This window comes from Streptomyces sp. NPDC051909, assembly GCF_040681095.1.
Taxonomy (GTDB): domain Bacteria; phylum Actinomycetota; class Actinomycetes; order Streptomycetales; family Streptomycetaceae; genus Streptomyces.
This window is the reverse complement of record NZ_JBFAYA010000017.1, coordinates 22,104-34,591: the sequence shown is the minus strand read 5'-3', so window position 1 is coordinate 34,591 and position 12,488 is coordinate 22,104. Positions and strand designations below refer to the sequence as shown.

The window sequence follows — 12,488 nt, the reverse complement described above, 5'->3', positions numbered from 1 at the left end:
GGTGTGCGATGAAGGTCTGCATCGTCGGAGCTTCCGGGAAGCTCGGGCAGTACATGGTCCGGCACGCGCTGGACCGGGGTTACGAGGTCGTCGGCGTGTGCCGCGAGCGCAGCGTGCCGAAGCTGGCGGGGTTCGCCGACCGGATCACCGTCGTCCCCGGCCCCACGATCGTCGGCTGCCGCACCCCCAGCGCCCTCGCCCACGCCGCGGGTGGGCTCGGCTCAGCGGAACCTGGGCAGTAGCCCCCGGTCGGAGACCGGCCCCAGGTGGCCGAGCTTGTCGGGGTTGGTGAGGGAGTGGATCGCCCCGATCCGCCCGTCCACCAGGTGGAGTTCGACGACGCTGAGGACACGGCCCTCCGTGTCGTACAGGACGATCCCCGGGGCCCCGTTGACCTGCGCCGGGCGCAGGGTCGCGCCGAGGGTGCGAAGCCGGCGGAAGCCCGCGACGAGCAGGGCCGCGGTCTGGTGCGGGTCGTGGACCGTACGGCTGATGGCCTGGGCCTTGCCGCCGCCGTCCCCGTGGAAGACGACGTCCGGCGAGAGCATGCCGAGCAGGGCGTCGAGGTCCCCTCCGTCGGCGGCGGTGAAGAAGCGGCGGGCGAGTTCGGCGCCCTCGGCGCGGCGCTCGCGGGAGAGAGGGGCGGTGGCGTCGGCGGGGATGCGGCGGCGGGCGCGGGCGAAGATCTGGCGGCAGTTCGCCTCGCTCTTGCCGACCGTCCGCGCGATGTCCGGATAGGCGTGGCCGAAGACCTCACGGAGCACGAACACCGCCCGCTCCATGGGCGAGAGCGCTTCGAGGAGGACGAGGAGGGCCATCGAGAGCGCGTCGGTCAGCTCGGCGTGCTCGGCCGGGCTGCCGCCGGGGCCGTCGGGGCCGTCGGCGTACGCCACGAGAGGTTCGGGGAGCCAGTCCCCGACATAGGTCTCGCGGCGCACCCGCGCCGAGCCGAGATGGTTGATGCCGAGACGGGTGACGGCCGTTGCCAGATACGCCTTGGGCGCGTCGATCACCGTGCCCGCCCGCTGGGCCCTGGCCATGCCGAGGAAGGCGTCCTGCACCAGGTCCTCGGCGTCGCCGACGGAGCCCGTCATGCCGTACGCGATCGAGAAGAGCAGCGGCCGGTAGCTCGCCGCCGCGCTCTCCACCGTGGTCTCCGCCACCCGCTTTTCCCCTCCGTCGTTCCACCCGTGTCACAGCGCGCGGGCGTGCTCTGTCCAAGAGGGCGACACCGACTCACCGGAAGAGAGTGAACCCCATGAACATCGCGCTGTGGACCGTGACCGGACTGCTCGCCACCGCCTACTTCCTCGGCGGCAGCCTCAAGCTGATCATGCCGAAGGAGAAGATAGCGGCCTTCGGCCACAGCTCGGCCTGGGTGGAGGACTTCCCGGCGGCGGGCGTCAAGGCCATCGGGGCGCTGGAAATGCTCGGCGCGCTCGGGATGGTCCTGCCCGCCGTGCTCGACATCGCGCCGGGTCTCGTGCCGGTCGCGGCCACCGGACTCGCGCTCATCATGGTCGGCGCGGCGGCGCTGCGCCTGCGCCGCCGCGAGTTCGTGGTGATGGGCGTGGACCTGGTCTATCTCGCGCTCATCGTCTTCGTGGCCTGGGGGCGTTACTAGACCTCCTACGCCCGGCAGCGCAGCATCTCCAGCGGCGGGTTGCCGGTCAGATCGGCCCAGAAGTCCGCGTCGTACGCGCGGCGGCAGGCCTCCGACACCTCCAGCGGCACCCACTCCAGGTCGCGGAAGCCCGCCGCCCGCAGCGACTGCTCGTACACCTCGCGGCGCGGGGCGGTGCCGACGAAGATCCGGGCGCCCGACCGGCCGATGTCACATTTCCGCGGTCGCGATCAGTCCTCTTCTCGGCGGACGATGCGAACAGAGAGAGCGAGGGCATCGCGATGACGAGCGAGACGAAGACGATCCTGGTCACCGGCGGCACCGGCACCCTGGGCCGGCTGGTCACCGAGCGGCTGCGGGCGGGCGGGCACCAGGTGCGGGTGCTCAGTCGCCACTCCCAGCCGTACGCCGTCGACCTGCGCGAGGGCGGGCCCGCTCTGGACGCGGCCCTGGACGGCGTCGACACCGTCGTGCACTGCGCCAGCACCCCGCGCGGCGGCGACGAGCAGGCGGCCCGGCACCTCGTGGCGGCGGCCGGGCGGGCCGGGGTAGGCCATCTGGTCTACATCTCGATCGTCGGCGTCGACCGCGTGCCGTTCCCCTACTATCGGACGAAGCTCGCGGTCGAGAAGATCATCGAGCAGTCCGGACAGCCCGGCCTTGGCTGGACGATCCTGCGCACCACCCAGTTCCACGACCTGGTCCACCAGGTCCTCGCCGCCTTCGCGAAGTCGCCGGTCATGCCGTACTTCTCCGGGATCTCCGACCAGCCCATCGAGGTGGCGGAGGTCGCCGCCCGGCTCGCCGAACTGGCCACCGGGGCGCCCGCCGGGCGGGTGCCCGACATGGGCGGCCCCGAGGTGCGCACCTTCGCCGACCTGGCCCGCGCCTACCTGGCCGCGAGCGGCCGGCGCCGCCGCCTGCTGCCCGTACGGCTCCCGGGCAAGACGTACCGCGCCTTCGCCGCGGGCGGGCACCTGACGCCGGAACGGGCCGTGGGGAAGCGGACGTTCGAGGACTTCCTGGCCGCCAGGAGGAAGGCCTAGCCAGGAGTCCGGATCAGCGGAAGGTGTGGACGACCTCGATCGCGCCGACGATGTGCGCGTTGAACTCGTCCAGCTCCTCCGCCGGCACCCACAGCTCCAGGATCGTCCGCCCGCCGGCCTGCTGCACCGGGTAGCGGGCCAGGAAGGCGGTGTCGACCTCGAAGCGGGTCACGTACCCGACGCCGCTGTGCTTCACGTTCCAGTCGCGGGCGATCCGGATCGCGTAGTCCTCGTTCAGGACGGGGTAGAAGATCGGCTGCTCCGGGAGCCGGGGCGGCCACGCCTTCCAGTCGAGGGCGCGCACGAGGTCCAGCGCCTTGGGGCCCGTGGGGCGCCAGAGGGTCGTGGTCGCGCGGCGGCTGGTCATGGTGTCGCTCTCGGTTCGCGGGCCCGGTGGGCCGGTACGGGACGGGGAGCCGTGACCGTACCGGCGCGGGCTCTGCCGGGACCACCGGATTTCAGGCGGCCCCGCCCGACGGCTGGAGGAGGTCCCAGCGGTTGCCGTACAGGTCCTCGAAGACGGCGACCGAGCCGTACGGCTCGTGGCGCGGCTCCTCCAGGAAGCGCACCCCGGCCGCCGTCATCCGGGCGTGGTCACGGGCGAAGTCGTCGGTGTGCAGGAAGAACCCGACCCGGCCGCCCGTCTGCGCGCCGACCGCCGACGCCTGCGCCTCGTCCTTGGCGCGCGCGAGCAGCAGGCCGGTGCCGTGCGCGCCCGCGCCCCGGGGCCGTACGACGACCCAGCGGGCGCCGTCGCCGCGGTCGGTGTCCTCGGCGAGCTCGAAGCCGAGGGCGCGGGTGTAGAAGTCGACGGCCTCGTCGTAGTCGCGGACGACGAGGGTGACGAGGGCGAGGGCGGGCAGCGTGGGCGGCGGGGTGGTGTCCATGAGGGCGAAGGTAATACGTATGACGTGTCTGCTGCCAAGGGACACCCCCGCCGCCCGGTGCGAGAATGCCCCGCATGGACGCGCGGGAACTCGATCGCCTCGCCGGGCGGGCCCGGCGGCTCGCCGAGGGCGAGGGCGGGGGCCGGGGTGGGCGGCGGGTGCTCGGGATCGCCGGGCCGCCCGGGGCCGGGAAGTCGACGCTCGCCGGACGCCTGGTGGCCCGGCTCGACGGGCTCGCCGTCCTGGTGCCCATGGACGGCTTCCATCTGGCGCAGGCCGAGCTGGAACGGCTCGGCCGGGCCGGGCGGAAGGGTGCGCCCGACACCTTCGACGCCGCCGGATACGCGGCGCTGCTCGCCCGGATCCGGGCCGCCGAACCCGGGGTCACCGTCTACGCGCCCGCCTTCGACCGGGGGCTGGAGGAGCCGGTCGCCGGTTCGGTACCCGTACCGCCCGAGGTCCCCCTCGTCATCACCGAGGGCAACTACCTGCTGCACGACGAGGGCCCGTGGGCCGCCGTCCGCCCGCTCCTCGACGAGGCCTGGTACCTGGACCTGGACGACCGGCGCCGGGTGCCGCGCCTGGTCGCCCGGCATGTGCGCTTCGGCAAGGAGCCGGCCCACGCCGAACGCTGGGTCGCCGAGTCCGACGAGGCCAACGCCCGGCTCGTCGCGCGCGGCCGGGACCGCGCCCATCTCGTCGTACGGATGGACTGAACTCCCGTATCCCCGCCCGGCGTTACCCTCGGCCGCCTCCGACGTGGACTTCAGCCCGTCACCGGCACGGATGCCGCCGGCACGGCTCCCGCCCGGGTGACGGCCGCCCGCGCCAGGGCGCGCACGATCGGGTGCGGGCGGGAGCCGTCGCCGGCCAGCTCCGGCTGGAAGAGGGTGGCCAGGAAGAAGGGGTGGCCGGGGAGTTCCGCGATCCGGACCTGACCGTCGTCGTCCACGCCGGTGAAGCGCAGCCCGTGCGCCTCCAGGGTGTCCAGATGACGGCTGTCGGGCCCGTAGTTGCAGTGGTAGCGCTCGGTCGACCGCTCGGCGCCGAGCACCGACTCCGCGAGCGAGCCGGACGTCACCCGTACCGCGCCCTCGTGGCCGACGAGCGAGCAGGCGAGCGGTGCGATCAGCAGGTCGCCGGTGTCGGCCGCCGGGTCGTTCTCGGCGTGCGCGGCGCGGGTCAGACCGCAGACGTCCCGCGCGTACTCGATCAGCGCGTGCTGGAAGCCGGCGCAGGTCCCGAGGAACGGAACACCCTCCTCGCGCGCCGTACGGATCGCGGCCAGCGCGCCCGCCTCGCTCTCGTACGGGCTGCCCGGCAGCAGCCACACCGCGTCGAAGCCCTCCACCGCGCCGGGCTCCGCCGCGTCCCCGCTGCGGATCCAGTACGCGTCGAGGACGAGACCGTCCTGCTCGGCGAGCGCGTCGAGCAGGAGCGGGATGCGGACATGGGACTTGACGTGCGGGGAACGGTCGCCGACCAGGGCGATCCGGGGAAGGTGGGAGTTCATGCCGACCATGGTGGGCGCGCCGCCCCGTTCACGTCCAACGATGATTCCTGCACCCTCCATCACAGATGCTTATGGGCATTCGGTCCGATCCGCCGGATAGGGTGCCGCCATGAACAACGACTGGGAGCAGCGCCTCGCCGATCGCTGGGCCGAGCTCGACGCGTACGAGAAGGACCGGGATCCGGCCGGCTTCCGGGCCCGGATCGCCGAACTCGCCGCCGAGCTCCCCGAGGACGACCCGGTCGCCCTCTTCGAGCTGGGCGCCGCCCACGACTCGACGGGCGAGCCCGAGCTGGCCGTCCGGTTCTACCGGCGGGCCCTCGACGGCGGGCTCACCGGGCTGCGCCGCCGCCGCGCCGTCATCCAGCTCGCCAGCAGCCTGCGCAACCTCGGCCGCCCCGACGTCAGCGTCGAACTCCTCACCGAGGAGCGCGCCATCCCCGCCGACCGGCTCGACGCCGACGAGACCGCGCTGTCCGCCGCCGTCGACGGCTTCCTCGCCCTCGCGCTCGCCGACACCGGCCGCGAGCGCGAAGCGGCCTCGCTCGCGCTCGGCGCACTGGCCCCGCTGCTGCCGCGCTACAACCGCTCCCTCGCGTACTACGCCCGCGATCTGCTCAAGACCGCCGGCCCCTCCTGAGGCGCGCTCGCACCGCCCATGGACCCGCACCTCCTCCGTACGTACGTGACCGTCGCCCGGCTCGGCTCCTTCTCGGCGGCGGCCCGGGAACTCGGCTACACCCAGTCCGCCGTCTCCCAGCACATCGCCGCCCTGGAGACCGACCTCGGCCTGGTGCTGCTCGGCCGGCGGCCGGTCGCGCCCACCCCGGCCGGGGAACGGCTCCTCGAACACGCGGGTTCGCTGCTGCTCCGGCTCGACGCGGCACGCGCCGACCTCGCCCGGTATGCCGCCCCGCCGCGCCGCACCCTCACGCTGGCCGCCACCCCGCTCGCCCTGCACCCGCGGGTCCTCGCCGCGCTGCCCGCCACCGGCGTCACCCTGCGCACCCTGCCCCGCGACGGGGTGCCCACCGCCGTCGCGACCGGCGGCGCCGACCTCGGACTCGTCGACGGCGTCGCAGCGCCCAGCGACCCGCTGCGGCTCCCCGACGTCGCCCCGCTCACCGCGCTCGCGGTCGCCGAGGAACCGCTCGCCGTCGTCCTGCCGGCCGGCCACCCGCTCGCCCGGCGCACCAGGCTCGACCTGGCCGACCTCGTCGACGCCCGCTGGCTCGACGCCCCCGACGCGGGCCTCCCGCTCGACCGGCTGCGCGCCGCCCACGGGGCGCCCGGCGGGCACGGCTTCCGCCCGTCGCTGCGGTACGAGGGCACCGACGCCCGTACGGTCGCGGCGCTCGCCGCCGCCGGGCACGGGCTCGCCCTGCTGCCCCGGTCCGCCACCCCGCTCGCCTCCGACGCGGCCCTTGTGCCGCTCGCCGCGCCCCGCCTCGTACACCGCACCGAACTTCTCCACGGCCGGGAACCGGACGGTCCGGTGGCGGAGTTGGTCCGTCGTCTCGGCCACCGGGAGGCGGCCGATCGCTAATCTGGCGGGTACGGCGAAATCGAGCGGCGGGAACAGGCGACGAAAGGCGGGACGACGTGGGGTGGTTCCGGCGGGGGCCCAGGCGGGACGGCGACGACGCGCCGCGGGACCCGGAGTTCACGTACTTCTCCGAGCGCGAGGCCGCGCTCTTCCGCAGGGAGGTCCGCGCGGTCTTCGCCGAACTCGGCCTCGAAGTGACCGTCTACGCCGACTCCGTGACCGACGACTCCGGCCGTCGCTTCGGCCTCGGGAACCTCGCCGCCGTCTGCCACCAGGACCCGCGCGGCACCCGCATCTGGCCGCGCCTCATCGAGCGCCACGTCCGGCTCGTCGTCCGCGCCCTCGAAGGCCCCTCCGCCCTCGACACCCTGCCGCCCGAGCAGATCCGCGCCCAGCTCTACCCGCGGGTCGTCAGCGGTGACGGCATCGACCCCGGCGCGTTCGGCTACGCCCGTACCGTCGCCCCGGGCCTTTACGAGGTCCTCGCGCTCGACCTGCCGGAGAGCGTCATGACCCTCACCGACGAGGCCCTGGAACGCCTCGGCGACCCCGTCCGGCTGCGCGAGCGGGCCATCGACAACCTGCGCGGGCTGCCGGTCGAGGGCCACGAGACCGTCAAGGACGCGGACGGCATGCGCTTCGAGGTGATCCTCGGCGACTCCTTCTACACGGCGAGCCGGGTCCTCGACCTCGACGCGGTCGTCCGCCGTGTCACCGGCCGTCCGCTGACGGAGGACGGCGCCCTGGTCGCCATGCCCTTCCGCCACCAGCTGGCCTTCCACCCCATCCGCGACACCACCATCGTCCCGGCCCTCGGCGCGATGGCCTCCTTCGCCGCCTCCGGCTACGAGGACACCCCCGGCGCCATCAGCCCCTACGTCTTCTGGTGGCGGGCCGGCACCCTCACCCAGCTCAGCGAACACGCCGAGGACGACGGCCAGCTCCGCATCGTCGTCGGCGACGACTTCCAGGCCCTGCTCGAACGCCTCATCGTCCGCGAGCCGGAGTAGCCGGAGTAGCCGGGTAGCCGGGTAGCCGGACCCGGCGGCTCCCGGAAGGATGCTGTACGTCGGGGTACGTCGGGGTACGTCGAGGAGGAGATCACCCATGCCCGAGAGCACCGCATCCGCGTCCGAGAGCGGCACCGCCCCCGCCCCCTTCACCGCCGACGACTACCGGGCCCGGATGGCCCGGGCCGCCGAGTCCGCCGCCGCGGCGGGGCTCGACGGGGTGCTGGTCGCGCCCGGGCCCGACCTGGTCTATCTGACCGGGTACCAGCCCACCGCGATCACCGAGCGGCTCACCGTGCTCGTCATCGCCCCCGGCCAGGACCCGGTGCTCGTCGTGCCCACCCTGGAGGCCCCGGACGCCGAGAAGGCCGCGGGCACCGCAGCGCTGTCCCTGCGGGACTGGACCGACGGCAAGGACCCGTACGCCGTCACCGCGCCGCTCCTCGACGCCTCCGGCCGCTTCGGCGTCAGCGACAACGCCTGGGCCATGCACCTGCTCGGCCTCCAGCAGGCCCTGCCCGGCACCTCGTACGTCTCCCTCACCGAGGCCCTGCCGATGCTCCGGGCCGTCAAGGACGCCCACGAACTGGCCCGGGTCGAGGCCGCCGGGGCCGCTGCCGACCAGGCGTACCGCGAGATCCTCAAGGTGCGCTTCGCGGGCCGCAAGGAGACCGACGTCGCCGCCGACCTCGCCGCGCTCCTCCTGCGCTTCGGCCACTCCCAGGTCGACTTCACCGTCGTCGGCTCGGGCCCCAACGGCGCCAACCCCCACCACGAGGCCGGCGACCGCACCATCGAGCGCGGCGACATGGTCGTCCTCGACTTCGGCGGCCTCAAGCACGGCTACGGCTCCGACACCACCCGCACCGTCCACGTCGGCGCCCCCACCGACGAGGAGCGCCGCGTCCACGACCTCGTCCGCGAGGCCCAGCAGGCCGGCTTCGAGGCGGTACGGTCCGGGGCGGCCTGCCAGGACGTGGACCGCGCGGCCCGCAAGGTCATCACGGACGCCGGCTACGGCGAGTACTTCATCCACCGCACCGGCCACGGCATCGGCGTCACCACCCACGAACCCCCCTACATGATCGAGGGCGAGACCCGACCCGTCGTCCCCGGCATGTGCTTCTCCATCGAGCCCGGCGTCTACCTCCCCGGCCGCTTCGGCGTCCGCATCGAGGACATCGTCACGCTGACGGAGGCGGGCACGGGCCGCCGCTTCAACAACACCCCGCACGAGATGGCCATCGTGGAGTGACTACCCGTCGGCGAGAACGACCGCCGACTCCGCCGCGAGGGTCAGCAGGCCGTCGCGGGCCGGGGGGTCCGTCGGGTCCCACGCGGCGAGGACCCGGTCGCGGCCGTTCGAGCCGAGGGCGATGGTGGCCGGGGCCTTGCCCAGGTTGACCGCGACGCGGATGTCGCCGCGGCGGAAGACCAGCCAGCGGGCCTCCTCGTCGTAGGCGACCTTCACGCCGGCCAGGTCCGGGTCGGTGAGGTCGGGGAGGGTGCGGCGCAGCGCGATGAGTTCGCGGTGCCAGGCCAGGAGGCGCTTGTGGGGGTCGCGTTCGCGCTCGGCGCGGTCGAGGACCGAGCGGTCGCGGGTGGCCGGTTCCTGGGGGTCGGGGATGTCCTCCTCGGCCCAGCCGTGGGCGGCGAACTCGCGGCGCCGGCCGCGTCGTACGGCCTCCGCGAGCTCCGGGTCGGTGTGGTCGGTGAAGTACATCCAGGGGGTCGTGGCCCCCCACTCCTCGCCCATGAACAGCATCGGCACCGACGGGCCGGTGAGCACGAGGGCCGCCGCGCAGGCGAGCAGGCCGGGGGAGCAGGTGGCGGAGAGGCGGTCGCCGGTGGCCCGGTTGCCGATCTGGTCGTGGGTCTGGGCGTAGCCGAGGAAGCGGTGCGCGGGGGTGCGTTCGCGGTCCACCGGGCGCCCGTGGTGCCGGCCGCGGAAGGAGGACCAGGTGCCGTCGTGGAAGAAGACCCGGGTGAGGGTCTTGGCGAGCGCGGCCATCGGGGCCCGCGCGAAGTCCGCGTAGTAGCCCTGGGACTCGCCGGTGAGCGCGGTGTGCAGGGCGTGGTGGAAGTCGTCGTTCCACTGCGCGTGGACGCCGAGCCCGCCGACCGTGCGCGGGGTCGTGGTGCGTGGGTCGGCCAGGTCGGACTCGGCGATCAGGAAGTGCTGCCGGCCCTGCTCCCTGGCCAGTTCGTCCACGGCCGCCGACAGCTCCTCCAGGAAGGTCAGCGCCCGGGTGTCGGCCAGCGCGTGCACCGCGTCGAGCCGGAGCCCGTCGATCCGGTAGTCCCGCAGCCAGGCCAGCGCGCTGCCCAGGAAGTACGCGCGGACCTCGTCCGAGCCCGGCGCGTCCAGGTTCACCGCCGCGCCCCACGGCGTGTGGTGGGTCTCGGTGAAGTACGGCCCGAAGGACGGCAGATGGTTCCCGGACGGGCCCAGGTGGTTGTGCACCACGTCGAGGATCACGCCCAGTCCGAGGCCGTGCGCCGTGTCCACGAAGCGCTTCAGCGCGGCCGGCCCGCCGTACGGCTCGTGCACCGCCCACGGCGCCACCCCGTCGTACCCCCAGCCGCGCACCCCCGGGAACGGGCACAGCGGCATCAGCTCCACATGGGTGACGCCGAGCCCCGCGAGCTCCCCGAGCCGGTCGGCCGCCGCGTCGAGGGTGCCCTCGGGGGTGTACGTGCCGATGTGCAGCTCGTAGACGACGCCGCTGCGTAGCCGCAGCCGCGGGGTCTCGTACCGCCAGGCGTACGTGTCGTGGTCGACGACCGCCGCGAGGCCGTCCGGGCCGTCCGGGAGGCGCCGGGCGCGGGGGTCGGGGACCACATGCCCGGCGTCGAGGGCGTAGCCGTAACGGTCGCCGTCGGCGGCCGGGAGCACAGCGGTCCACCAGCCGGCCCGCTCGGCGTCCCGCTCCAGCGGATGCCGGACGCCGTTCAGCTCCAGCGTCACCCGGTCACGGGCGTGCGGCGCCCACACCTCGAACAGCACGCGAAGGTCCCCTCGTCGACTGGTCAACCGACAGGTTGATCAACCGTCGGCTGATCAACGGCTGCGGAGTCCATCCTGGCAGTCAGGCGCCCGCCGCGCCCGGCGCGTCCCACACGAAGTTGATCGAGCGCTCGAAGTTCACGTAACCGGCCCGCGCGAAGGACTTCGCCATGGGCACGTTCCCGACGTCGGTCGCCGCCCGGATGTTCGGCACGTCCTCGGCGGCGAGCACCCGGGTGCCCTCGGCGAGGATCTCGTCGACGTGGCCATGGCCGCGGTGGGCGGGCAGCACGCCGATGTACGCGATGATCGGGTGGTAGTTGTTGCGGGCGGGCACGACGAAGCCGACCGGCTCGCCGGTCTCCGGCAGCTCGGCGATCCGCCACCAGGCGAGGGGCGTGGTGTAGTGCGCCAGCTCCTCGTCGTAGTGCAGCTCGGCGGCCTCGCGCAGGGAGAGCCCGGTGGCGAGGTCGGCCTGCCCGTGGGCGTCGAGGGTGCCCTCCATGACCGGGGTCATCAGCGCGAGCAGGTCCTCGCGGTCGCGGACGGGGCGGAAGGCGAGCCGCCCGGTCGGCTCGGGCACGGCGGTCCCGGCCCGCCACTCCAGGCGCAGCCGCTCCACCAGCGGGCGGGCGCCCGAGGCCTCCAGGACGCCGAAGAGGCGCTCAAGGCGCGTGCGGGTCTCCGGGACCTCGCGCCAGTCCGCCGGCATGAACCGGCCGTACTCGGGGCGGGGCGCACCCTCCGGGACGACGGCCGCGGTCGCCGTCTGGAGGAGGCGCAGGCCGATGGTCGCGGCGTCCTCGGCGGACAGCTCCGGGTCCAGGTCGAAGAAGTCGAGTGCCTGCGGGGCGGTGCCGGGCCGCCCGGTCCACCAGCCGATCCGGCCGACGAGCCGGTCGCCGCGCAGGGCCACCCACATCCACTCGGGGAGGCGGCGGCCGGTGGCGAGGTCGTCGGGGAGTTCGTGGTCGAGGACGTAGTCGAGCCGGTTGAAGAGGTCGAGCTCCTGCGGTCCGGCGAGCGGTCGGACGAGGAGCGCAGGGTCATGCGTCATGTACGGGTTCCCCCAGTGGTTCGGTGATCCGGTCGGTGCTCCGGCCGGTGGGTCTGGTCGATGGTCCGGTCGGTGGTCCGACCGGTGGTCCGACCGGTGTGATCGGCGGCCGACCGTAGCAACGATCGGGCCGCGTGGCACCTGAGTTGTCGCCCTGTCCGGTGGCCGCCGACGGCCCTTCTGGACACCCCGGTGCCTCCCGTCGGACAATCACGATGTGACGACCCCTTACGAGCTGCCGGCCGGACCGCCGGACGCGCCTCGGCTGACCGACGCCGAGCGGGAGCGCGCGCTCGCGGTGCTCCGCGAGGGCGCGGCACAGGGACGTCTGTCGCACGACACGTTCCTCTTCCGCATGGAGCGGGCCCTGGTCGCCCGCCGCTCCGACGAACTCGCCCTCCTCACGGCGGACCTGGCCACCGAGTCCACCTGGACCCGCCGCGTGGTCGGCGCGGTCGGCAAGATGTCCGCCTTCACGGCCCGCCTCGGCCGCGCCTGGCACACCGAGCGCCTCCCGAAGCTCCTGCTCCCGGTGCCCGGCCCGTATCCGCTGCGCATCGGCCGTGACCCGGTGAACGGCCTCCGGCTCAGCCACGAGACGGTCTCCCGCCTCCACGCGGAACTCTCCTCCCAGGCCGGCACGTGGATCCTGCGCGACCTCGGCTCGACGAACGGCACGACGGTGAACGGCCGGCGGGTCACGGGCGCGGTGGTGGTGCGGGCGGGGGACGCGGTGGGGTTCGGCCAGATGTCGTTCCGGCTGTCGCTGAACTGAGCACGGGCCGGACGCTTCGGCCC

16 protein-coding genes are annotated in these 12,488 nt (G+C 74.1%); 9 read left to right on the top strand and 7 right to left on the bottom strand.

Annotated features, from left to right (window positions below):
- Positions 1-8 precede the first annotated feature (8 nt).
- Complete coding sequence (locus tag AB0M18_RS25550; protein ID WP_365761827.1) at positions 9-242, top strand: NAD-dependent epimerase/dehydratase family protein; 234 nt, start codon at positions 9-11, stop codon at positions 240-242.
- Here AB0M18_RS25550 and sigJ read toward each other — a convergent pair.
- Entirely contained in the window at positions 222-1,163 is a 942-nt protein-coding gene (gene sigJ / locus AB0M18_RS25545; protein WP_365761825.1) for an RNA polymerase sigma factor SigJ, read from the bottom strand. The two genes, AB0M18_RS25550 and sigJ, sit on opposite strands and share 21 nt — an antisense overlap.
- A 95-nt stretch (positions 1,164-1,258) precedes the next feature.
- On the opposite strand from sigJ, the gene AB0M18_RS25540 reads away from it, so the two are divergent.
- Positions 1,259-1,624: a DoxX family protein gene (locus AB0M18_RS25540; protein ID WP_365761823.1), complete on the top strand. Its 366-nt coding sequence runs from the start codon at positions 1,259-1,261 to the stop codon at positions 1,622-1,624.
- A 5-nt stretch (positions 1,625-1,629) separates the two neighbouring features.
- On the opposite strand, the gene AB0M18_RS25535 is transcribed toward AB0M18_RS25540, so the two are convergent.
- On the bottom strand, positions 1,630-1,782 hold the full coding sequence (locus AB0M18_RS25535; protein WP_365761821.1) for a hypothetical protein: 153 nt from the start codon (positions 1,780-1,782) through the stop codon (positions 1,630-1,632).
- Positions 1,783-1,905: 123 nt separating this feature from the next.
- Between AB0M18_RS25535 and AB0M18_RS25530 the strand changes: the two genes are divergently transcribed.
- Positions 1,906-2,670: an NAD(P)H-binding protein gene (locus tag AB0M18_RS25530; protein ID WP_365761819.1), complete on the top strand. Its 765-nt coding sequence runs from the start codon at positions 1,906-1,908 to the stop codon at positions 2,668-2,670.
- A 13-nt stretch (positions 2,671-2,683) separates the two neighbouring features.
- Here the strand turns inward: AB0M18_RS25530 and AB0M18_RS25525 are convergent, their stop codons facing one another.
- Both AB0M18_RS25525 and AB0M18_RS25520 read right to left on the bottom strand, forming a co-directional pair.
- On the bottom strand, positions 2,684-3,037 hold the full coding sequence (locus AB0M18_RS25525) for a hypothetical protein (protein ID WP_365761817.1): 354 nt from the start codon (positions 3,035-3,037) through the stop codon (positions 2,684-2,686).
- A 91-nt stretch (positions 3,038-3,128) separates the two neighbouring features.
- Positions 3,129-3,533, bottom strand: coding sequence for a VOC family protein (locus AB0M18_RS25520; protein ID WP_365762036.1), 405 nt, complete (start codon positions 3,531-3,533; stop codon positions 3,129-3,131).
- A gap of 98 nt (positions 3,534-3,631) precedes the next feature.
- On the opposite strand from AB0M18_RS25520, the gene AB0M18_RS25515 reads away from it, so the two are divergent.
- Positions 3,632-4,273: a nucleoside/nucleotide kinase family protein gene (locus AB0M18_RS25515; protein ID WP_365761815.1), complete on the top strand. Its 642-nt coding sequence runs from the start codon at positions 3,632-3,634 to the stop codon at positions 4,271-4,273.
- Between the two features lie 50 nt (positions 4,274-4,323).
- Here AB0M18_RS25515 and AB0M18_RS25510 read toward each other — a convergent pair whose 3' ends face one another.
- A complete protein-coding gene (locus AB0M18_RS25510; RefSeq protein ID WP_365761813.1) occupies positions 4,324-5,070 on the bottom strand; it encodes a hypothetical protein in 747 nt (248 codons plus the stop codon).
- 109 nt (positions 5,071-5,179) lie between these two features.
- Here AB0M18_RS25510 and AB0M18_RS25505 point away from each other — a divergent pair, with 109 nt between their 5' ends.
- The 4 genes from AB0M18_RS25505 (at position 5,180) to AB0M18_RS25490 (ending at position 8,881) form a co-directional block, all read left to right on the top strand.
- The gene (locus tag AB0M18_RS25505; protein WP_365761811.1) at positions 5,180-5,710 is read left to right on the top strand and encodes a tetratricopeptide repeat protein; all 531 of its coding nucleotides are present in this window, start codon (positions 5,180-5,182) and stop codon (positions 5,708-5,710) included.
- Positions 5,711-5,728: 18 nt separating this feature from the next.
- Positions 5,729-6,616, top strand: a complete 888-nt coding sequence (locus AB0M18_RS25500) for a LysR family transcriptional regulator (RefSeq protein ID WP_365761809.1) — start codon at positions 5,729-5,731, stop codon at positions 6,614-6,616.
- A gap of 56 nt (positions 6,617-6,672) precedes the next feature.
- Positions 6,673-7,626 (top strand): hypothetical protein, encoded by a 954-nt coding sequence (locus AB0M18_RS25495; RefSeq protein ID WP_365761807.1) that lies wholly within the window; start codon positions 6,673-6,675, stop codon positions 7,624-7,626.
- Positions 7,627-7,723: 97 nt separating this feature from the next.
- The gene (locus tag AB0M18_RS25490) at positions 7,724-8,881 is read left to right on the top strand and encodes a Xaa-Pro peptidase family protein (protein WP_365761805.1); all 1,158 of its coding nucleotides are present in this window, start codon (positions 7,724-7,726) and stop codon (positions 8,879-8,881) included.
- Here the strand turns inward: AB0M18_RS25490 and treZ are convergent, their stop codons facing one another.
- A complete protein-coding gene (gene treZ / locus AB0M18_RS25485) occupies positions 8,882-10,633 on the bottom strand; it encodes a malto-oligosyltrehalose trehalohydrolase (RefSeq protein WP_365761803.1) in 1,752 nt (583 codons plus the stop codon).
- 82 nt (positions 10,634-10,715) lie between these two features.
- Positions 10,716-11,690 (bottom strand): GNAT family N-acetyltransferase, encoded by a 975-nt coding sequence (locus tag AB0M18_RS25480; protein ID WP_365761801.1) that lies wholly within the window; start codon positions 11,688-11,690, stop codon positions 10,716-10,718.
- A gap of 217 nt (positions 11,691-11,907) precedes the next feature.
- Here AB0M18_RS25480 and AB0M18_RS25475 point away from each other — a divergent pair, with 217 nt between their 5' ends.
- Positions 11,908-12,465, top strand: a complete 558-nt coding sequence (locus tag AB0M18_RS25475) for a DUF1707 and FHA domain-containing protein (protein ID WP_265867965.1) — start codon at positions 11,908-11,910, stop codon at positions 12,463-12,465.
- The last annotated feature ends 23 nt before the right edge of the window (positions 12,466-12,488 follow it).

Bases quoted from the DNA above. Each gene is read 5' to 3' on its own strand.
- AB0M18_RS25550 (WP_365761827.1), top strand. From the start codon at position 9: ATGAAGGTCTGCATCGTCGGAGCTTCCGGGAAGCTCGGGCAGTACATG.
- AB0M18_RS25525 (WP_365761817.1), bottom strand. From the start codon at position 3,037: ATGACCAGCCGCCGCGCGACCACGACCCTCTGGCGCCCCACGGGCCCC.
- AB0M18_RS25515 (WP_365761815.1), top strand. From the start codon at position 3,632: ATGGACGCGCGGGAACTCGATCGCCTCGCCGGGCGGGCCCGGCGGCTC.
- AB0M18_RS25500 (WP_365761809.1), top strand. From the start codon at position 5,729: ATGGACCCGCACCTCCTCCGTACGTACGTGACCGTCGCCCGGCTCGGC.
- AB0M18_RS25480 (WP_365761801.1), bottom strand. From the start codon at position 11,690: ATGACGCATGACCCTGCGCTCCTCGTCCGACCGCTCGCCGGACCGCAG.
- AB0M18_RS25505 (WP_365761811.1), top strand. From the start codon at position 5,180: ATGAACAACGACTGGGAGCAGCGCCTCGCCGATCGCTGGGCCGAGCTC.
- AB0M18_RS25540 (WP_365761823.1), top strand. From the start codon at position 1,259: ATGAACATCGCGCTGTGGACCGTGACCGGACTGCTCGCCACCGCCTAC.
- AB0M18_RS25530 (WP_365761819.1), top strand. From the start codon at position 1,906: ATGACGAGCGAGACGAAGACGATCCTGGTCACCGGCGGCACCGGCACC.
- AB0M18_RS25510 (WP_365761813.1), bottom strand. From the start codon at position 5,070: ATGAACTCCCACCTTCCCCGGATCGCCCTGGTCGGCGACCGTTCCCCG.
- AB0M18_RS25490 (WP_365761805.1), top strand. From the start codon at position 7,724: ATGCCCGAGAGCACCGCATCCGCGTCCGAGAGCGGCACCGCCCCCGCC.